Below are 20,398 nucleotides of genomic sequence, written 5' to 3'. Positions count from 1 at the left end.
TCGCTAAATTATCGAATTTACCTTACCGGGCATTTTGGCCTAGCTTCATTGAGCGCCGGATTACTTACAAGTTGCGATAGCTTCTGCTTTTTCATAGTTGCGGCAAGCCCTGCCGATATATGTTGCGAGTTCCAGGACTCTCATAGTATAGCCATACTCATTATCGTACCATGCCAGGACTTTTACCACTTTGCTATCTATAACCATGGTGGAAAGGCCGTCGACAATGGAAGAGTGGGGATTTTTCAAAAAGTCTGTGGAAACCAGAGGATCTTCGGTATAATCCAATATGCCCTTTAGCTCTCCCTGAGCTGCTTCTTTAAATAAACCGTTTACCTCTTCCTTCGTGGTAGGTTTCTCCACATTAGCGACAAGATCTATTATTGACACCGCAGGAGTAGGAACTCTGAGGGCACAGCCGTTCAATTTCCCCGAAAGATGAGGAATTACAAGGCCTATGGCCTTAGCAGCCCCGGTGGTAGTGGGGATTATAGACATCGCCGCTGCCCTCGCCCGCCTGAGGTCTTTGTGAGTCTTGTCCACCAGACTCTGATCGGCGGTATAAGCGTGGACTGTGGTCATCGACCCGTTGATCATCTTTAAATTTTCGTCCAGTACCTTGACCACCGGTGCAAGGCAGTTTGTGGTGCAGGACGCTGAAGACACGATGAAATCTTTTTCAGGGCAAAAATCTCCTTCATTTACGCCCATGACAATGGTGTTGTCGACACCCTCGGCCGGAGCGGTGATTAAGACTCTTTTAGCGCCGGCTTTTAAATGTTTTTCCGCATCTTGGCGTTTTCTAAATTTGCCCGAGGATTCGATAACAATATCTATTCCCAGCTCATCCCAGGGCAGCTTCTCGGGGTCTTTTTCGGCAAAGAAAGGAATTGATTTTCCGTTTATTATCAGAGCATCATCGGATGCCTCTACGCTGCCGGGGAAAATGCCGTAGACGGAGTCGTATTTAAAGAGGTGAGCATGAGGCCTTGGGCCGCTAGTGCTGTTGATGGCCACCACTTCTATCTCGGGATGTTTGTCTTCCAACCAGATTCGCAAGGCGTTTTTTCCTATCCTTCCAAAACCGTTTATAGCAACCCGAACCTTCATGAATAAAAAGCCTCCCTTAAATTTTTTGTTGGCATAAATATTATATCATAATAAGACTTAATGTGCTATATAAAATTATGTTAATCGGCAAATAATACAACACAATTCTTTAATAATCGCAATTTTGCATGTAAGAATATGTATACTTTCTACAAAACTTGAGGCGCACTCGAAGCCTTTGTTAATGCCAGTTATCGTTGAAAAGGCCGGCTTGCCATTGTAAAAGCCGGGTGACTTTTAATTCACCCGGCCGGAACTGCTCGCTCTTAAAAAATATTAAAAATATATAAATAAATGATAATATTATTTAGCCGGGTTGGGTTTTCGCAAAACATAATTTAAGGCGGAGCGAAATCGGGATGTCCAGTATTATTTGGGATAATAAAAATTTCAATTTATTAATAGCAAGTCAATTTTTATCCAAAATAGATGATTGGATTTTCAGGATAGCGCTCTTCGATTATATTTTCACTCTTAGTAGCCATCGGACATGAGTAAATTATCTATTGCCTTGATGTTGCACTACGTGATTCTGGGACCGTATGCAGGTAGGGTCGTAGATACTTACAATAAAAAACATTTAATGATTTTGTGTGATTTTCTAAGGGCCATATTAATTTTGCTGATGATTTTCTGTAAATCGTATATCCTGTCTCTGGTAATCTTCTGTTCGTTGGTCTAATGGTAATTGGGCCTATATTATCTGGAATTATCGTGGCGGGAATTGGTATCGACTCGTGTTTATTGATAGATGCTTTAACTTTCATCACCTCAATTATAGGTATCGCCTTTTTGGATTATTTCCCCGTTAAATTAGAGGATGATCATCAAAAAAGCCGTTACACCTTCTATGGGGGAATTGAATATATAATAAACAATAAGAATTTATTCAATATTGTGCTGCTTAATATCATCATCCTCGGGCTTGCGGGAGGAGTACTGAATACAGAGTTTTCAGCACAAATTCGATGTTCGTCAACATCGCTTCAGTTATGAATTTGAGTACCTCCGGTTTTTTGGCCGAGATCACAAGCGTAAGATTCGTGTTAATTGTCGCAGGGTTAATGGTATTGCTTGCAGGAATCCTAACTTTATTTAACATCAAAGAACATGATACCGTTTTTTCCTCATAAATGTTTGGTCAGCCTTACGGCGATCGCTTTAAATACTGGCGCCACATGGAGAGAGGGGAAAGAGGGGTTGATCGGTGAGGCCGGTAAAGACGGGAATGAAAACGGAAGATTTGCTTGTGTTATTGAGATTAATGAATTTTGGCATGGGGGCTTTAACCGTATTATATTCTTTCTGCCTATTTTTTAAAAACAAAAGCCTGTCACCTCTATTTATAGCGCTAGCCATAATTACCGCGGGTCCTCTGGAAGACTTGCTCATGCGCCGGGTAAGTCCTAAATACTGGCCGGTGATAGACCAGCTCACGAGCCTGGGCTTTCTGGTGTTTCTGTTTTTGGCTGTACTAAGCTTAGAGAGTTAAATTGCTGTCATTAAAGCCGGGTGAATTTAAGTTCACCCGGCCAAAAGGTATTGAGGGGCTATCTTGCTCCATATAATATTTCGTTAGTGTCGTCTTTTATAAGACTCTTAAAATAATTTACAACCTCATGAGATTCAATAAGCTGCATATTTTTTCCCCCTCATAATATAGTCGTTTAATCCCCTCAAAATGTTCCCAGAAAAATAACGTCAATGTTCTTCGGCGTTGTTTTTTGCTTGTGCCCTGGCCTTTAGAATTCAAAAGAAAAAAATTATAAATTACTTGACTTTAATTGGTCGGTTGTGTATATTAATAATAGTAATCAATATTAAAAACCAATATTTAACTGCGCTCAGGGAGAGGGGGGTGATCATGGGCGTAGATATTGAGGGCTTGATCAATGAGGTTTCAAAATGCTGTTTGGGAGAGAGCGTATGCGGTAAATGTGATAGGGAGAATTGTTTAATCGGGTATTGTAAAAAAATGCTCACAACTTCCTTAAAGCAGCGAAGCGAATTTATTGATGGCGGTATTGATAACTTGCCTTATTACGATACGAAGATTTATGACGATGTTGTTATTACGGATGCTATTGGATATCTGCTCAATCAGTGCAGAAACTGCAACCTTTACCATGATGAAAATTGCATAATCAATATCGTAAGAAGTGCTTTAGAAATTATATTGCTGGGAGATGCCCAGGAATATAAGGGAAGCGTTTTGATCTACCTTAACGATATTAAAAAAGTAAATGAAAAAGTTGCGGATAAGATTTTTGAAGCTTTTAACCGAAGGAAAAATAAACAAACGACCGATGAGGTTGGCTAAAAAATTTTTATTAATTAAGACGTGCTATGAAAAGTCAATAGGCTAGAGCAAAAATTTCTTGACAATCACATAGAAATTCTGTTCACGCATTTTTGCCGGGAGGAGACCATTGATAATCCGGGTCATACGGCCGGTTATCCTTCCAGAGAGAGTAGATCAGGTGAACAAGTTTTCTTGCAACGGCTCCTGTAGCAACATTCGAGTGCTTTCCCTGGCTGCGTTTTTGCTCATAATAAGCCCTCAACTCCGGGTTAAAACGGCGGGCTGAAACAGCGGCTAACCACAAGCTGTTTCTTAAAACAGGGGAACCGCGTTTAGACATACGGTTACGAGTACCCTCAAACAATCCTGAAGCCCTGACTGTAGCATCTAAACCGGCATAAGCTACGAGAGCCCGGGGGTTAGGGAAACGAGAAATATCACCTATCTCACCGATAATTGCGGCAGCCAGGACAGGGCCAATACCTGGAATAGTTTCAATTACGTGGCGATAAGGGGTATCCTTACTAGGACGAAGCTCCTCCATAACCTCGTTAATTGCATCTTCAATAACCTTTATCTGTTCTTCAATAAATTCAATTTGCTCAACCAACAAACGAAGCTGTAATGTGAAAGCGTCTAAAGCCATTGTGATACCGAAGGTCCCCTTAGCCAGAGATTGAATCTTTTTAGCTCTTTCTTCACCGAACCGACCGCGGGAATGTTCTTTCAGGAAAGCAGATAACTCTGAAAGGTCCACTTCGGCTAATTCTTCCGGCTCCGGGTAAGATTTAAGCAGCTCCCTTGAAGTCCGGATAAACACATCGGAGAAGCAGTCTGGGTATTCAGGGAAAATCCTATCCAAAATACCAAGCACCCTGTTCTTAAGGCCACCGACCTGGCGTACGAACTCAAAGCGGAGTCGGGAGAGCGACTGCAATTTGAGGGTTGTTTCGGAAGGGAGTCTGGTCTCGGGGGCTCTTCCCAATCGCAGCAAGTCAGCAAGGAGCAGAGCATCTTTTTGGTCGGTTTTAGTTTTACGCACATAGAGATTCCGCAAAGCATCCGACTGAATGGGATTGATGACATGAAGTTCAAATCCCTGGTTAGTGAGGTAGCAGTAGATAGGGAGCCAGTAATGGCCGGTGGCCTCTAAGCAGAACTTTACGTCATCAGGCTTTAAACCGAGTCTTTCCAATGCCTGCAAAAGCTTATTCATCCCTTTATGGTTATTGTCTAGATGCATCTTTAAGACTATATCACCGGAGTCGTTTACGAGGCATACTTCGTGACTGTGTTTAGCCACATCAATACCGCCATAGAACATGATTTACATCCTCGCTTTCACTGAATTAGGCAGGGTTCCCGCAATCCTCTATAAGTCTCAACCTTGCGCGTAACTCGAGGCATGCAGCAAGCTACATCCGCAACGTGCTCATTCGAGACATCTCATAGAGGAGGGGCTTCACTCTTAATTTCGGGACAGCGAAAGAGCTTCCCAAGGAGGAAGATCGAAGTCCCCTGCCGCTACGAGAAATATTAGCTAAGTTTTATCAGAATTCCTGTGTGGTTGTCAAAAAACTTTGAATGACCCTTAATTACATTATTAAAGCTAACTATATTGTACAAAGGAGGAGAAGTTGAGATGGAAAAGAGGAAGTTGACAGTAGAAAATTTGATAGGGGAGACGAAAGGAACCGAACTTGAAGGAATCGTAAAACAGAATTTTACGGGTGAAACAAAAGAAACGGGTATTTACTTGGCCATGGCAAGATTAGCCCAGCGCCAGGGCTATGCCGAAATTGCTGAAGTGCTCAAAACCATCGCTTGGGAAGAAGCCCAGCATGCTGCAAGATTTGCAGAACTCAACGGCATGATACATGAAGACTTATTTGAAAACATCAGACAAATGCTAGATGGAGAGACCGCCGCCAATGAAGGCAAAAAACAGGCTGCCGATAAAGCTGCTGCTTTAGGATTGGACACGGCTAGAGATTACTTCAACGAATCGGCCAAGGATGAAGCAAGACATGCGAGAATGTTAGAAGGAATTTTAATGAGATATGCCAAATGACAGGTTAGTATATTAAATTCCCACGCTCCTTTCCGGGAAGGGTTGATATAAGACCGGAAAGGAGCATTTTCTATGTTTTAAAGATCTGCAGGTTCCCTCCCACAGGTCATTTTCCAGTTTATGAATGTAATCCATTGTCTCAGTCCGATTGAATACACACGTCAACGCTCCTCGGCGTTGATTTTTCATATATATATGATAAAATAGTGCTGTAATTTTGTCCGGCATCCGGAAGGAGCCGGAACGGAGGTGAAAAAATGAATAGCAGCAGGACTAAGGGAACGGTACTGCGGGCCAAGTCCCTGGCGATAGCGGGGGTTTTAGGTGCCGTCTCCATAGTGCTGGGGATGACTCCCCTGGGGTTCATACCCGTTCCTACGGCGGCGGGACATGCCACCATAATGCATATCCCGGCCGTGCTGGCAGGAGTGCTGGAAGGACCGGTTACAGGCGGCCTTGTGGGCTTGATCTTCGGCCTTCACAGCTTCATCAGGATGGGTTCCCCGCTTTTTGCCGATCCCGTAATTGCCGTTTTGCCCAGGATCATGATCGGGGTGGTGGCGCACCTTGCCTACCGGCTGACCGGCAGCGTTGCCCTTGCGGCGGCCCTCGGCACCGTGACCAATACGGCCGGCGTTCTGGGCCTGGCGGTGGTGAGGGGTTATATCGCCGCACCGGTAGCCTGGGGTATAGCCGTGACTCACGGGTTCCCCGAGGTAGTGGTCGCTGTTTTATTAACCACCCTGGTATATAAGAGTTTGAAAAGAACGAGAAGGTGAAAAACATGCTTCTCACGATTGACGTGGGAAATACCAATATAGTATTCGGAATATACAGCGGTAAGGACCTGCTTACCCACTGGAGGATCTCCACCCACAAGGAACAGACGGAAGATGAGTATGGCATAATTCTGAAAAGCCTTATAGCGGACGCCGGAATAGACTTTCGGAAAATAAAGGGAGTGATAATATCGTCGGTGGTCCCCACGATTACGCCCTATCTGGAAAAAATGAGTAGGAAATACCTTGGGATTAAACCCCTGGTGGTGGGGCCGGGAATAAAAACCGGTATAAATATAAAGTACGAAAATCCCCGGGAGGTCGGGGCTGATAGAATAGTCAACGCCGTCGGGGCGTACCATAAATACGGCGGCCCTCTTATAATCGTCGATTTCGGCACCGCCACCACCTTCGACGCGGTCAGCTCCAACCTGGACTACCTGGGAGGCGCCATAGCGCCGGGTCTGGGGATCTCCACCGAAGCCCTCTTTAGGAGGGCGGCGAGGCTCTACCGGGTGGAGATAGCCAAACCCGAGAAGGTAATCGGCAGGAATACCGCTTCCAGCATGCAGGCGGGGATATTTTACGGCTACGTGGGGCTGGTGGACCACATAGTCGAACGGATGAAGAAGGAAATGGGTGAAGACAACGTCTTTGTGGTGGCTACGGGAGGCCTGGCATCCCTTATATGCAGCGAGACCAGGACCGTAGATAAAGTGGACCCCATGCTGACTTTAGAGGGGCTGAGGATAATCTATGAAAAGAACGCCGAATCGGTATAGGGAAAACCAGGGGGTTTTCCCTTTCCTTGATTTTTACCCGGTTTTTCTAGCGCCGATGGCGGGCATAACGGACCTTCCCTTTAGGACTATATGTAAGGAACTCGGCGCCGATGTGGTGATAACAGAAATGGTCAGCACCCGCGGAATATACTACAACGACTCCAAGACGGCGGCTCTCCTTACAATAGACCCCTGTGAACATCCGATAGGCGTCCAGCTCTTCGGTAACGATCCGGAGTTTTTTGCACATGCAGTTAAAAAGATCGAGGACATACCCTTCGATTTTATAAATATAAATATGGGATGTCCCACTCCGAAGATCGTCAAAAACGGCGACGGGTGTGCTTTGATGAAGGATCCGGAACTGGCCGGTAAAATAATAGAAGCTACCGCTAAAGCCTCGGATAGGCCGGTAACGGTGAAAATCCGCAAGGGCTGGGACGAAGACAGCGCCAACGCCGTGGAATTCTCAAGGATGGCCCAGGAGAGCGGTGCCGCCATGGTTATAATCCACGGCAGGACAAGAGAGCAGTTTTACAGCGGCAAGGCCGACTGGGATATAATAAGAAGGGTGAAAGAAGCGGTGAGCATCCCGGTTATAGGCAACGGCGACGTTTTTTCGGCTCAGGATGCGGCCAAGATGCTGGAATATACAGGATGCGACGGTGTCATGGTCGGCCGCGGGGCTCTTGGCAACCCCTTCATCTTCCGGGAAATAAAGCACTTTCTGAAGACCGGGGAAAAGCTCCCACCGCCGGCGCTGGAAGAAAAGAAAGAAGTGATTTTTAAACACCTGGATATGGCCCTGGAGTTTCACGGCGAGCGGGTAGGCATCCTTGAAATGAGAAAACACATAGCCTGGTACCTGAAGGGCCTTCCTCATTCTTCGGCTGTAAAACAGAAAATCCAGCAAAGCAAACATGCTGATGAAATAAAATATTTACTGGATGAATATTTTCGAAAGCTTGGTCTTGCCGCCGGGCAGGAGGTGATTTAATTGGAAATGTTTGCGCTTCCCATCACCAACGGAGTTTTTCCCCGGGTCGACGGCGGAGTGCTGCAGGGCCTTTTTCTGGACCCGTACTTTTCAAAGATGCTGGTCCGGGCGGGAGTCGGAAACGAAATCTTCCTGTTTCCCATATCCGTCGAAGACAGGGATTTCTACCCGGTAGGTGTGCTGGCCAGAATAGAGGACCTCTGGACCCAGCAGGTTGTACCGGAAAAAAACATTGTCGGGCTTTGTGCCAGGGTATCGGGCAGGGAAAGGTGCAGGGCCGGAGGATTTGAGTTCCGGGACGAAGGCCTGGTGGCTTACGGCGTGGAAAAGATCGACTTTAGGGAACTGAGGGCCTTAGGTTATCCGGTGATTTGCGGAGCAGGGTGGCGACCCACCGGTGGCTATACCACCTTTGGCTCCGACAGGAAGAGCATAGAGATAACCATTTACGGCTGGGAATACGAGACCGGCAGGGATGTGGCCATAGTGGGCCGTCTGAACGGGCAGGTGGAGCCGGAGCAGGCCCACACCATAGAGCACGCCATAATCCGGTCTTTGAAAAACTACGCCATTTGCACGCCGAAAACCCTGCGGGAGTGCATGAGGAGGGAAACCGAGGAACTCAAATGGTCGGTGGAGGTCGGCATCGCCCACAAGCTGCCGGAGGTTTTCGGCGTCACAAGGAGCGGCGTTTGCGGCAACCCCATGACCCAGATGGCATCAATGTATTTGACCGAAGAGCTTAGAAAACAGCTCAAAAAGGGCCTCGATATTTTCGAATCCCTGAGTGAAGCAAGGAGAAAGACCGTGTCCCGGCTCACCCGGGATATGGACATATCCACCGAAAAAGGTGTGAGGGCTCTCCAGGGGCTTAAGAAGGGTATGTTTCACGACGACTCTCCCGGAGAGATGAAAAAATTAAAAGACATACTGAAGAGATTTCCGCAAGACCCATGGCATTAAATGGGTCTTTTTTATTGATTTCTTGTGCGGGATGGTATAAAATATAATTTGATGAGCACAAAATTGTGCACAGAAGGTGAAGCTATTGGATCTCATTCGTATAGGCGACAAGCTCATTAGCCTCGCAAAGATAACGGGTGCGCTGGAAGAAATGCTGGCGCTCAGGCAAAAGGGCATGTCCCAGGCAGAGGTGGCCAGAAAATTCGGCATTGACAGGTCGTTTCTTTCAAGGGTTGAAACCCTGGGAGAGATAAGGAAGGGAAGGACTATAGCCCTGGTGGGGTTTCCTTTGAAGAATACCGACGAGATCGAGCGGGTTGCCCGGGAGGAAGGGGTCGATTTCATCCTTCTTATGACGGACCGGGAACGGTGGGATTTCGTCTACAAGAAATCGGGTATAGAGCTCATCAATGAAATAATGAACTGGATCTACAGGGTCAGGCAGCACGATGTGGTGATAATCCTGGGCTCCGACCAGAGGATAAAGCTCTTCAGGGCTTTGCTGGACAACGAGGTTGTGGCCGTAGAGATAGGCAAGTCTCCCATGAAGGACGACGCTTACGTAGAACCGGAATACCTGAGGGAAATCATAAGGAAGGTAAAGGAGAGGTGATTACCCTTTGAAACACGTGATGAGTGTCAGCCTGGGTTCCTCCAAAAGAAACCACAAGGTGGAGATTAATATACTGGGAGAGGATTTTATAATAGAGCGCGTCGGTACCGACGGAGACAAGAAGAAGGCCATAGAACTGATCAGGGAATATGACGGCAGGGTTAGTGCTTTCGGCCTTGGAGGTATTGATCTTTATCTCTGGGCCGGCAACCGGAGGTATATAATAAGAGACGCCCTCCATTTTGCCAATGCCGCCAAAATCTCCCCCGTCGTTGATGGTTCGGGACTTAAAAACACCCTGGAAAGAAGGGTCATAGAATACCTGCAGAGGGAAAACCTGGTGGAATTCAGGGGTAAAAAGGTGCTGGTGGTTTCGGCCACCGACCGCTTCGGCATGGCGGAGGCTCTGGAAAAAACCGGCGCCGCGATGACGTACGGCGATTTGATTTTTGCTCTCGGGATACCCATTCCCCTTCATTCCCTGAGGACCATAGACATCCTGGCAAGGATCATCATTCCTGTGGTCGCCCGATTGCCCTTCGAGATGATATATCCCACCGGCGAAAAGCAGGAGAGCACAAAATCCAAGTATGGCAGGTTTTTTGAAGAAGCGGACATAATAGCCGGGGATTTTCACTACATAAAAAGGTATTTGCCTTCGAAAATACCCGGCAAGGTGATAATCACGAATACGGTCACTTCCGAGGACGTTAAAATGCTGGCCGAGAGGGGCGCCTCCATGCTCATAACCACTACCCCGGAACTGGAGGGCAGGTCCTTCGGCACCAACGTGATGGAGGCGGTGCTCGTATCCCTTTCGCAAAAGCCGTATAAAGAGTTGACCCCCCGGGACTACGAAGAACTTCTGGATAAACTCGCATTTCTGCCGCGGATAGAAAAATTAAATTGAGATATTCGAGGTGTTTAAATATGGACAGTTTCGCGTTTATAATCCATCCAATAGATACCTACGATGTGGCTAGAAAGTTCAAATTCATGAAAAATTGGCCCGAAAAAGTTATAGAAGGCGTGATGAAGCACCTACCCCCTGTAAAAGTCTCCCACATAACGGGGGTCAGATCCCCCTACAACGAGGTGGAGGGCTGGTTTGTGGGATGTCCTCTCACGACCAGGCAGATGATGACCCTTCCTGAAGAATTCGTGATCCAAAAGATAATTAAGGCCGGTAAGCTGGCGGAAAAGCTGGGGGCGAAAATAGTGGGACTGGGCGCCTTCACGTCGGTGGTGGGCGATGCCGGCATAACCATATCCAAAAACTTAAACATTCCGGTCACAACGGGTAACAGCTATACGGTGGCCACCGCCATCGAGGGTGCCGTGAAAGCGGCCGAAATAATGGGTAAGGATATTAAGAATGCCGAGGTTGTTGTGATAGGTGCCACGGGTTCCATAGGAAAGGTGTGCGCCGAGATTCTGGCTAGAGACGCCAGGTTTCTCACTCTGGTAGGCAGGAATACCCAGAGGCTCGAGAGCATTGCTGAAAAGATACTGCGCGAAACCGGGCTTTCGGTGAGGATAACCTCTAACGTGAAGAACGCCCTTAAGAAGGCCGACGTGATAATCACCGTTACGAGCAGCGTAGATTCCGTAATAGATGCTGAAGACCTGAAGCCGGGGGCCGTGGTGTGCGATGTGGCAAGGCCCAGGGACGTTTCTAAAGAGGTGGCGGAAAAGCGCGACGACGTGCTTATAATCGAGGGCGGTGTCGTGGAAGTACCCGGAGACGTAAACTTTAACTTCAATTTTGGATTCCCGCCGAAGACCAGTTACGCCTGCATGGCGGAGACAATGATACTGGCGCTGGAACAGCGGTACGAGTGCTTCACCCTGGGCAGGGACCTGACGGTGGAGCAGGTGGAAGAGATTTCAAGGCTTGCCAAAAAGCACGGCTTCAAACTGGCCGGTTTCAGGAGCTTCGAGCGGCCGGTGACGGAAGAACAAATAGAGAGGATAAAGGAAAACGCAAGAAAAAATCTCGCAAAGTGGGAGAGCAAAGCTATATAAGAAGGGCGCCGAAAAGGCGCCTTTTTTTATACAAAAATGGTATAATATGTATGCGGCCTTTTTATTATCGTTGGACATATTTTGGAAATACTTGAAATGAGGCCTGAAAGATGTTCTAAAAAAACGGGGGAAAATCCGCCTGCTGGGGATCCCCCAACAGAAAGGGCGGAATAAAAATACCCCAGCCCCGGGCTGAGCCCGGGTAAAGAAGGCCGGTTATGGGTATAGTAGGCTGTTACCTGATGCCCCACCCCCCGATAATGGTCCCCGAAGTGGGCAGGGATGAAGCGCGGAAAGTCGACAAGTCCATTGAGGCTGCTAGTGAAGTTGGAAGGGAAATCCGGGACTTAAAACCGGATACCCTGGTGCTGATTTCACCCCACGGCCCGGTTTTTCAGGATGCCGTTTGCATCTATGATTTCCCTTTAAAGGGAAGTTTAGCTTCCTTCGGAGCTCCGGAGGTGAGGCTCAAATTTGAACCCGACGAGGAGCTCAAGAAGGAGATCATAGAAAGGGCCGGTAGGACCGGAATTCCCGTGGTAAAGTCCAGCAGCGTGCGCCTTTCCCGTTACGGCATGAGGGAAGAGCTGGACCACGGTGCGATGGTTCCGCTTTACTTCATAACCCAGCATGCCAAGGATTTTAAACTGCTTCCCCTGGCCTTCGGTATGCTGCCCTACGAGGACCTTTACGCCTTCGGAAGGGTTATCCGCGAATCCGCCGATGCTCTGGGAAAGAATGTTGTGGTAGTGGCAAGCGGCGACCTTTCCCACAGGCTAACTCCCGACGCACCGGCCGGTTTCAACCCCCAGGGCAGGGCCTTCGACGAAAAGCTGGTTTCGATCCTGGAAGGCTTCGACCTCGAAGCACTATACAACCTGGACCCTGCACTGGTGGAGAAGGCGGGGGAGTGCGGCTTGAGGTCCATATGGATAATGCTGGGGGCTCTGGACGGTTTGAGCGTAAATTCCAGGGTGCTGTCCTACGAAGGCCCCTTCGGAGTAGGATACTGCGTTGCCCGGTTCCGGCCTGAGGGTAAAGCCGAAAGCTGGGTGGAAAAGTTTTACCAAAAGAGGTCGGAAAAGATTAAAATGCGCCGGGAAAAGGAGGATATCTACGTAAAGCTGGCCCGCCAGAGCCTGGAGACTTACGTCAAGACCGGCAGGGTAATGGAAGTACCCGAGGATCTACCCCGGGAGATGCTAGAGCAAAGAGCCGGAGTTTTCGTTTCAATAAAAAAACACGGTCAGCTCCGGGGGTGTATCGGCACTATCATGCCAACCAGGAGGAATATAGCCGAAGAGATCATAAAAAACGCTATCAGCGCCGGATGCGAGGACCCCAGATTTTTCCCGGTGGAACCAGAAGAACTTCCGGAGCTCATTTACTCGGTAGACGTTCTTACTCCTCCGGAGCCCATCGATTCGCCGGATAAGCTGGACCCCAAAAAATACGGCGTTATCGTGAAGAGGGGAAACAGGACCGGGCTTTTGCTGCCTGACCTGGAGGGCATCGATACCGTTGAAGAACAGATAAACATAGCCCTGAGGAAGGCGGGTATAAGGCCCGACGAGAGTTACGAACTTTTCAGGTTTGAGGTCATACGGCACCATTAAAAGATCAAGGGGTGTTAAGCCGTGACTACTCCGGTTGATTCGGGAGCCAGGAAAGAAGCCATGTATTACGAGAAGGTGGGGGATGGTCACGTTCAATGTTTTCTCTGCCCCCACCACTGCAGGATTTTACCGGGAAGGTCGGGTATATGCAGGGTGAGGAAAAACATCGACGGCAGGCTTAATTCGATGAACTACGGCAGGGTATCCTCCTGGGGCATGGACCCGATAGAGAAAAAACCCCTCTATCACTTTTACCCGGGGAGCTGGATTTTTTCGGTGGGCAGCTTCGGGTGCAACTTCCGGTGCAAATTCTGCCAGAACTGGCAGATCGCCCAGGTGGAAGATGTTCCTACCGAAGGGGTTTCGGCAAAGCAGCTTGTGGAAGTAGCGAAAAAACAGACCGGGAATATCGGCATAGCCTACACCTACAACGAGCCCTCCATATGGTATGAGTACGTGATCGAGTGCGCAATGCTCGCAAAAAGAGAAGGGCTGAAAAACGTGCTGGTCACCAACGGATTTATAGAGAAAGAGCCGCTGGAGCAGCTGCTTCCCTATGTGGACGCCATGAACATCGACGTCAAGGCTTACACCGAAGATTTCTACAGGGACCTGACCTCGGGGAGCCTTTCGGCGGTCAAACGGACCGTGGAGCTGGCCCGGGAGGCCTGCCACGTGGAGATAACCACCCTGCTCATCCCCGGGCTCAACGACGGCGAAAAAGAAATAGAAGCCCTGGCCCGCTGGCTTTCTTCAATCCGGCGGGATATCCCGCTGCACCTTACGCGGTATTTCCCCAATTACAGGATGGACCTGCCGCCAACCCCCGTGAGCAGCCTGAAAAGGGCGAGGGAGACAGCCTCGAAGTACCTGGACTACGTATACATCGGGAACGTCGCCGATGAGGAGGGCAGCAACACCTACTGTCCCCGGTGCGGGGAAGTTGTTATACGGCGGTATAACTACAGGGTGCAGGTAGAGATGGACGACGGCAAATGCGGAAAGTGCGGTTATAAAATTTCTGTGGTTACATGATTCGAAAATGCGACAGAACGGTATGTCTATTTCCCGGGAAATGTAGGGTAAAATGTCGTTTCGTTATACGCATAGGGGGGGGAAAGAGTTTATGGGGAACTTTACCGTTAGGGAAATAACGGCGGGCGACAGAGAATGGGTAGCCCGGTTCTTAGAAAAAAACTGGGGTTCGACAAAAATAGTCAGCAGAAACCGGATTCATGAGGCCGTTAATCTTCCCGGATTCCTTGCTGTAGAGGAAGGAAATCCACTGGGTGTCATTATTTACAGCATTGAAGGCGACCAGTGCGAAATCGTGGTACTGGAAAGTACAGCCGAGAACAGGGGCATAGGGTCGGCGCTGGTGGAAGCCGTCAAAAAGGCAGCCGCTTCCGCAGGATGCAGGAGGCTCTGGCTCATTACCACCAACGACAATATGAGGGCTCTGAAGTTTTACCAGAAAAGAGGTTTCTTACTTGTGGCTGTTCATAGAAACGCCCTGGAACAGGCTCGAAAGCTAAAACCTCAGATACCCTTGATAGGAATTGACGGTATTCCCCTGCGCGATGAAATAGAACTGGAACTGCCTCTTCTGCCTTCAAAAGGGGATGAAAGATGATTCTGGAAAGACTGGCCGAAAAATTATTTTCCGGCGCGGAAAATGATAAGGAAAAAGCTAAAAGAAACGCATACGGAATCTTGAGCGGCGTCATGGGTATAGCCGTGAATGCGCTGCTGTTTGTGGTAAAGTTTGCAATAGGAAGGATCACGAACAGCATAGCCGTCTCCGCCGATGCCTTCAACAACCTGGGCGATATAGGTTCTTCGGTGGTGACGATAATAGGGTTTAAAATAGCTTCTATGCCTCCCGACAGGGAACACCCCTTCGGCCACGGAAGAATCGAGTATATAACGAGCCTTATAATATCAATTATCGTAGTACTTATGGGTTTCGAGCTGCTGAGGGACTCCATCGGCAGGGTGCTAAACCCGGCAGCCGTCGAGTTCAATCTGGTATCCTTCATAATACTGCTTTTTGCCATTGCCGCAAAGTTATGGCTGGGCAAATTTACCGAAAAGCTCGCTGAAAAGATCGACTCAAAAGCCTTAGACGCCAGTTCCCTTGACAGTTACGGTGACGTCATATCGACCTCCACGGCGGCAATGGCTCTGCTGCTCTCGAGGTTTACGACTCTTCCCCTGGACGGGTACCTGGGAATCCTGGTTTCCCTTTTCATAATGTATTCGGGCTACAACCTGGTCAGGGAATCGGTGGACCTCCTGATAGGAGGACGGCCCGATCCGGAATTAGTGGAAGAAATAAAGCGGCGGATATTGTCGTATGAGGGGATAATAGGAGTCCACGACCTTATGGTGCACAACTACGGCCCGGGCAGGTGCGTGGTGTCGCTGCACGCCGAAGTTCCCGAAGACATGCCGGCGATGAAGGCCCACGACATCATTGATACCGCCGAGAGGGAACTTTCGGAAGAACTGGGTGTGTTCCTCACGATTCACATGGACCCGGTCAGCGTGGACGACGAAGAGGTCGAAAGGACGAGAAGAAATATCGAGAAGGTCCTCCGGGAATTTCCCGAGGTGCTTTCGATTCACGACCTGAGGGTGGTCGGTTCGGGTAGCAGGAAAAATGTAATCTTCGATGCGGTGGTATCCGGCGACGTCAGGGAGCAGGAGGAGAAGGCACTAAAACGGAGGCTTGCGAAGAGAATAAAGGAAGCTTACCCGGGGTATAATCCCGTGATAATAATCGACAGGCAGTACGTATAACAAAAAAAACTTTCATTTTAGCCGTAACCCTTGTGTAAAAAAATCACGTATGCTATAATAACAAAGGTTAGGTACCGTTGTTTTTTATTTTCTCAAGAGTAAAAAAAGAGTACGGAAAATATATTCAAAAGAGGTGATATAAATGAAGGAAGGCATCCACCCCAAGTACGGGAAAGCCATAGTAAGGTGCGCCTGCGGCGAGACCTTCGAGACCGGTTCTACAAAACCCGAGATTCACGTAGAAATTTGCTCCAAGTGCCATCCTTTCTTCACCGGAAAGCAGAAGCTCGTTGACACCGGCGGCCGCGTGGAGCGTTTCAAGAAAAAGTTCGGCATAAAGGACGAGGAATAATTTAAAGGTTAGAGTTTTCACTCTAGCCTTTATTCATATTATTAGGAAGGGAGAAAGAAATGGGCAGAACAAAGCCCACCATCGGCGGCCAGGCGGTTATGGAAGGAGTCATGATGAGGAGCCCGAAATTTACCGCTATTGCCGTCCGGAAAAACGATGAAATAATAGTGAAGAAAGAGGAAAACAGCTCGATAGCCGATAAATACCCGGTTTTAAAGCTCCCGGTACTGAGGGGGGCTGTGGCGCTCATCGAAATGCTGGTCATAGGCGTAAGGGCTCTGTCTTACTCGGCAGGGATAGTGGCCGGCGAGGAGGAAGAGCTTACCGGCAGGGACATTTTCTATGCGGTGGCATTGGCCATCGGATTTGCTGTACTTCTTTTTATCGTTGTTCCAACGGTTCTGGTCAAATTGATTGCGGGAGACGTAAAAAGCCACCTTTTTTTAAATCTCATAGAGGGGCTTATCCGCATAGCTGTTTTTTTATTGTATCTGATATTCGTCTCTTCTATGAAGGATGTCAGGAGGTTCTTCGAGTACCACGGGGCCGAACATAAGGCCGTGTACTGTTACGAAAACGGCGAGGAGCTGACCGTCGAAAACGCAAGAAAATACACCACCCTTCACCCCCGGTGCGGCACCAGCTTCCTGCTGGTGGTGATGATCGTGAGCATCCTTTTGTTTTCCCTGCTGGGATGGCCCGGGATACTCGCTCGAATAACCTCCAGGGTATTGCTTTTTCCGCTGGTGGCCGGGATATCGTACGAATTTATAAGGCTGGCCGGAAGGAGCCGGTCGCCGATTATCAAAGCCATCAGCGCGCCGGGGATGTGGCTCCAGAAGCTCACCACGCGCGAGCCCGACGATTCCCAGCTCGAAGTGGCCTTGGAGGCTTTGAAGTGCGTTTTATCAGGAGGTGATACCCTTGCTGGATAAACTCGATGCCATAGAAGAAAGATACGAAGAACTCACCCGTGAAATAAGCGAGCCCGCCGTGATCGCGAGACAAGAAGAGTGGAGAAAGCTAGCCAAGGAACACGCTTCCCTGGAAGAGATAGTATCGTGTTACAGGGAGTACAAAAAAGTCGTAAGCGAGATAAAAGAGAGCAGGGAGCTCTTAAAGGAGACCTCCAACGACAGGGAAATGGAGGAGTTTATAAAGGAAGAATTGGAAAACCTTCAGAAAAGGGAAAAGGAGCTGCAGGAAAGGCTCAAAATACTTCTCCTGCCGAAGGACCCCAACGATGAGAAGGACGTCATAATGGAGATAAGGGCCGGGGCCGGAGGTGAGGAAGCGGCTCTGTTTGCCGGGGACCTTTTCAGAATGTACACCCGCTACGCCGAGCGGCAGGGCTGGAAGGTGGAGCTTATGAGTTCCAGCCCGACAGAACTGGGCGGCTTTAAAGAGGTCATTTTCGAAGTAATGGGCAGGGGCGCTTACAGCCGCCTGAAATACGAGTCCGGTGTCCACCGGGTGCAGAGGATACCGGTGACCGAGGCCGGAGGCCGCATCCATACCTCCACGGCTACGGTGGCGGTGCTGCCGGAGGCCGAAGAAGTGGATGTGGAAATAAACCCCAACGAGCTCAGGATAGACGTGTTCAGGTCTTCGGGCCACGGAGGGCAGTCGGTCAACACCACCGACTCGGCGGTGAGGATAACCCACCTCCCCACCGGTATCGTTGTCACCTGCCAGGATGAGCGTTCGCAGCTCAAAAACCGCGACAAGGCGATGAAGATACTGAGGGCCAAGCTCCTGGAGATGAAGCAGCGGGAACAGAACGAAAAGATTGCCCAGAGCCGCAGGAGCCAGGTGGGCACCGGCGACAGGAGCGAGAGGATCAGGACCTACAATTTCCCGCAGGGGAGGGTTACCGACCACCGCATAGGCTTCACCACGCACCAGCTGGAGAACATACTGGACGGGGAACTGGACGAGCTGATAGAAAGGCTCATAGCGGAAGACCAGGCAAGGAGACTCGCCGAGGCCGATGATATCGAAATGAGGGCGGCTCAGTGAACGTAAAAGAAGCTCTTGACTACGGCAGAAAAAGGCTTACTACGGCCGGTGTAGAAAGCCCATCCCTGGACGCCGAAGTAATCCTGGCCAATGTGCTCGGGGTAAGGCGGATAGACCTTTTTATTCATCCGGAAAGGCGGCTCTGCGCGGAAGAAATCCGAACCTACAGGGCACTCGTGGAAAAGCGATCTTCCCGGGTGCCTGTGGCTTATATAACCGGCAGTAAGGAGTTTTTCACCCTGGATTTTCACGTCAGGGAGGGCGTTTTAATCCCCAGGCCGGAGACCGAATTTCTGGTGGAAGAGATACTCCGCCGCATATCGTGGGTAACAAAACCAAAAGTCGTTGAGCTTTGCTGCGGCAGCGGAGCCGTTGCGGTGTCGGTGGCGTTCTTCAAAAAAGATGCGGTGGTATACGCCTCCGATATATCGGAGACGGCAGGGGATGTTACCCTCTTGAACGCTGTCAAACACGGAGTCGAAGATCGGGTTCTTTTCCTTAAGGGGGACCTCTGGGAACCTTTTGAAGCGGAAGGCCTCGGAGACTTCGATGTGGTGGCAGCGAATCCGCCGTACATCCCGTCGGGGGAAATAGAAAACCTGCCGGAGGACGTAAAATACGAACCGAGGGTGGCCCTGGACGGCGGCCCCGACGGCCTTAAATTTTACAGGCGCATTATAGCCGGTGCGCCGCGGTTTTTAAAGCCGGGCGGCAGTATAGTCCTGGAGTTCGGAAAGGATCAGGCAGGCCAAATCGCCGATCTATTGAAGCGGGCGGGGTTCGGCGGCATAAAGATATTGAAGGATTACGCCGGCCTGGAGCGAGTTATAGCGGCATCCTTACATGCGGGAGATGGGAGCATTGGGTGAAAGAAGACTTTCCCCCCGGCAGCTTCTTTCCATGTTCTGGGTCTTTTTTAAAATCGGAGCCTTCACCTTAGGGGGCGGCTATGCAATGATACCCCTGATGAAGGTGGAAATAGTGGACAGGCAAAACTGGCTTGAGGAAAAAGAATTCCTGGACATAATAGCGGTTGCCCAGTGCTCGCCGGGAGCTGTGGCGATAAATTCTTCCGTTTACATAGGATACAGGCTGTTCGGGCTTGCAGGTGCGGTTATAGCGACTCTCGGGACGGTGCTGCCTTCTTTTCTTTCCATTCTGAGTATCGCCCTTGTTTACACCGGGGTCCGGGCGTACCCCGCCGTTCAAAAGGCATTCAGGGGAATATACCCGGCACTGGTCGTGCTGATACTGGCCGCTGTTTTCAACCTGCAAAAGGCTGCCTTTAAAAACCGAATCGACGTGGCGGTGGCGATCACCGGCCTGATAGCTCTGGTGGTTTTCGACGTGCACCCCATCCTGGTGATTCTGGCTTCGGGGATTACGGGATTAATCCGTTATTTTGCCGGAGGCCGGAGGGAAAGGAGTGCCGGCGGGTGATATACAGAGTCCTCTTCTTGTCCTTTTTTAAAATAGGCCTTTTCAGTTTCGGCGGCGGCTACGCCATGATACCCCTCATCCAGAAGGAAATAATAGATATAAACGGGTGGCTTACCTTAGAACAGTTCATGGACATAATAGCCATCTCCCAGATGACCCCCGGGCCCATCGCTGTAAACGCGGCTACTTTCGTGGGCTACCGGATCGCGGGTTTCTGGGGGGCTGCGGCGGCCACGGCGGGCGTTACCGCCCCGTCCCTTATCATCATCCTGCTTTTAGCGTTTCTCATTAAGAAATACAGGGGGCTTGCCTGGGTCGATGCCTTCTTCTCCGGAGTCAGGCCCGCCGTGATAGCCCTAATTGTGAAAGCAGCCTATTCGCTCGGGAGGGGTTCCATTCTCGGCATAAAAGATATAATTTTAGCCCTTGCAGTGCTGGCCGGGCTTTACATTTTCAAGCTGAACCCAATCCTGATAATAGCTCTGGCGGCGGCCGCCGGCATTCTGATCTATTAATTTGAGGAACGT

At 49.5% G+C, this 20,398-nt stretch carries 22 protein-coding genes; 20 read left to right on the top strand and 2 right to left on the bottom strand.

The genetic code is table 11. The features are described from left to right. Positions 1–60: 60 nt before the first annotated feature. Entirely contained in the window at positions 61–1,110 is a 1,050-nt protein-coding gene (gene gap / locus TOCE_RS10505) for a type I glyceraldehyde-3-phosphate dehydrogenase (RefSeq protein ID WP_013276816.1), read from the bottom strand. Positions 1,111–2,317: 1,207 nt separating this feature from the next. Between gap and TOCE_RS10495 the strand changes: the two genes are divergently transcribed. Beyond that, a complete protein-coding gene (locus TOCE_RS10495; protein ID WP_013276814.1) occupies positions 2,318–2,602 on the top strand; it encodes a hypothetical protein in 285 nt (94 codons plus the stop codon). A gap of 372 nt (positions 2,603–2,974) precedes the next feature. Then, positions 2,975–3,430: a hypothetical protein gene (locus tag TOCE_RS10490; protein ID WP_041423944.1), complete on the top strand. Its 456-nt coding sequence runs from the start codon at positions 2,975–2,977 to the stop codon at positions 3,428–3,430. 82 nt (positions 3,431–3,512) lie between these two features. Here the strand turns inward: TOCE_RS10490 and TOCE_RS10485 are convergent, their stop codons facing one another. Continuing rightward, complete coding sequence (locus TOCE_RS10485; protein ID WP_013274925.1) at positions 3,513–4,736, bottom strand: IS110 family RNA-guided transposase; 1,224 nt, start codon at positions 4,734–4,736, stop codon at positions 3,513–3,515. Positions 4,737–5,054: 318 nt separating this feature from the next. Here TOCE_RS10485 and TOCE_RS10480 point away from each other — a divergent pair, with 318 nt between their 5' ends. The 18 genes from TOCE_RS10480 to TOCE_RS10395 all read left to right on the top strand — a co-directional run bounded on the left by TOCE_RS10480 (position 5,055) and on the right by TOCE_RS10395 (position 20,386). Then, positions 5,055–5,483, top strand: coding sequence for a ferritin-like domain-containing protein (locus tag TOCE_RS10480; RefSeq protein WP_013276812.1), 429 nt, complete (start codon positions 5,055–5,057; stop codon positions 5,481–5,483). A gap of 257 nt (positions 5,484–5,740) precedes the next feature. Beyond that, a complete protein-coding gene (locus TOCE_RS10475) occupies positions 5,741–6,262 on the top strand; it encodes an ECF transporter S component (RefSeq protein ID WP_013276811.1) in 522 nt (173 codons plus the stop codon). 5 nt (positions 6,263–6,267) lie between these two features. Continuing rightward, entirely contained in the window at positions 6,268–7,044 is a 777-nt protein-coding gene (locus tag TOCE_RS10470; RefSeq protein WP_013276810.1) for a type III pantothenate kinase, read from the top strand. Continuing rightward, positions 7,019–8,041, top strand: coding sequence for a tRNA dihydrouridine synthase DusB (gene dusB, locus TOCE_RS10465; RefSeq protein ID WP_013276809.1), 1,023 nt, complete (start codon positions 7,019–7,021; stop codon positions 8,039–8,041). Before TOCE_RS10470 ends, dusB begins: the two co-directional genes overlap by 26 nt. A 6-nt stretch (positions 8,042–8,047) precedes the next feature. After that, complete coding sequence (locus tag TOCE_RS10460) at positions 8,048–9,004, top strand: hypothetical protein (protein ID WP_245523189.1); 957 nt, start codon at positions 8,048–8,050, stop codon at positions 9,002–9,004. An 85-nt stretch (positions 9,005–9,089) separates the two neighbouring features. Next, positions 9,090–9,617 carry a helix-turn-helix domain-containing protein gene (locus TOCE_RS10455; RefSeq protein WP_013276807.1) on the top strand — a complete coding sequence of 176 codons (528 nt, stop codon included), beginning with the start codon at positions 9,090–9,092 and terminating at the stop codon, positions 9,615–9,617. 7 nt (positions 9,618–9,624) lie between these two features. Further along, a complete protein-coding gene (locus tag TOCE_RS10450) occupies positions 9,625–10,527 on the top strand; it encodes a hypothetical protein (protein WP_013276806.1) in 903 nt (300 codons plus the stop codon). Positions 10,528–10,547: 20 nt separating this feature from the next. After that, positions 10,548–11,642, top strand: a complete 1,095-nt coding sequence (locus TOCE_RS10445) for a saccharopine dehydrogenase NADP-binding domain-containing protein (protein WP_013276805.1) — start codon at positions 10,548–10,550, stop codon at positions 11,640–11,642. A gap of 218 nt (positions 11,643–11,860) precedes the next feature. Further along, positions 11,861–13,258 (top strand): AmmeMemoRadiSam system protein A, encoded by a 1,398-nt coding sequence (gene amrA, locus TOCE_RS10440; RefSeq protein ID WP_013276804.1) that lies wholly within the window; start codon positions 11,861–11,863, stop codon positions 13,256–13,258. A 60-nt stretch (positions 13,259–13,318) separates the two neighbouring features. Next, the gene (amrS, locus tag TOCE_RS10435) at positions 13,319–14,293 is read left to right on the top strand and encodes an AmmeMemoRadiSam system radical SAM enzyme (protein WP_041424255.1); all 975 of its coding nucleotides are present in this window, start codon (positions 13,319–13,321) and stop codon (positions 14,291–14,293) included. 91 nt (positions 14,294–14,384) lie between these two features. After that, the gene (locus tag TOCE_RS10430) at positions 14,385–14,891 is read left to right on the top strand and encodes a GNAT family N-acetyltransferase (protein WP_013276802.1); all 507 of its coding nucleotides are present in this window, start codon (positions 14,385–14,387) and stop codon (positions 14,889–14,891) included. After that, positions 14,888–16,060: a cation diffusion facilitator family transporter gene (locus TOCE_RS10425; protein ID WP_013276801.1), complete on the top strand. Its 1,173-nt coding sequence runs from the start codon at positions 14,888–14,890 to the stop codon at positions 16,058–16,060. Before TOCE_RS10430 ends, TOCE_RS10425 begins: the two co-directional genes overlap by 4 nt. A gap of 142 nt (positions 16,061–16,202) precedes the next feature. Then, entirely contained in the window at positions 16,203–16,412 is a 210-nt protein-coding gene (rpmE, locus tag TOCE_RS10420) for a 50S ribosomal protein L31 (RefSeq protein WP_013276800.1), read from the top strand. A gap of 59 nt (positions 16,413–16,471) precedes the next feature. Next, positions 16,472–17,347, top strand: a complete 876-nt coding sequence (locus TOCE_RS10415) for a DUF1385 domain-containing protein (RefSeq protein WP_013276799.1) — start codon at positions 16,472–16,474, stop codon at positions 17,345–17,347. Then, positions 17,337–18,431, top strand: a complete 1,095-nt coding sequence (prfA, locus tag TOCE_RS10410) for a peptide chain release factor 1 (protein WP_013276798.1) — start codon at positions 17,337–17,339, stop codon at positions 18,429–18,431. Before TOCE_RS10415 ends, prfA begins: the two co-directional genes overlap by 11 nt. Beyond that, a complete protein-coding gene (prmC, locus tag TOCE_RS10405) occupies positions 18,428–19,300 on the top strand; it encodes a peptide chain release factor N(5)-glutamine methyltransferase (RefSeq protein WP_013276797.1) in 873 nt (290 codons plus the stop codon). The genes prfA and prmC overlap by 4 nt, the downstream gene beginning before the upstream one ends. Beyond that, the gene (locus TOCE_RS10400) at positions 19,293–19,871 is read left to right on the top strand and encodes a chromate transporter (protein WP_013276796.1); all 579 of its coding nucleotides are present in this window, start codon (positions 19,293–19,295) and stop codon (positions 19,869–19,871) included. Before prmC ends, TOCE_RS10400 begins: the two co-directional genes overlap by 8 nt. After that, a complete protein-coding gene (locus TOCE_RS10395) occupies positions 19,868–20,386 on the top strand; it encodes a chromate transporter (protein WP_013276795.1) in 519 nt (172 codons plus the stop codon). Before TOCE_RS10400 ends, TOCE_RS10395 begins: the two co-directional genes overlap by 4 nt. The last annotated feature ends 12 nt before the right edge of the window (positions 20,387–20,398 follow it).

Source organism: Thermosediminibacter oceani DSM 16646 (assembly GCF_000144645.1).
GTDB lineage: Bacteria > Bacillota > Thermosediminibacteria > Thermosediminibacterales > Thermosediminibacteraceae > Thermosediminibacter > Thermosediminibacter oceani.
This window is presented reverse-complemented; position numbering and strand designations above follow the sequence as displayed.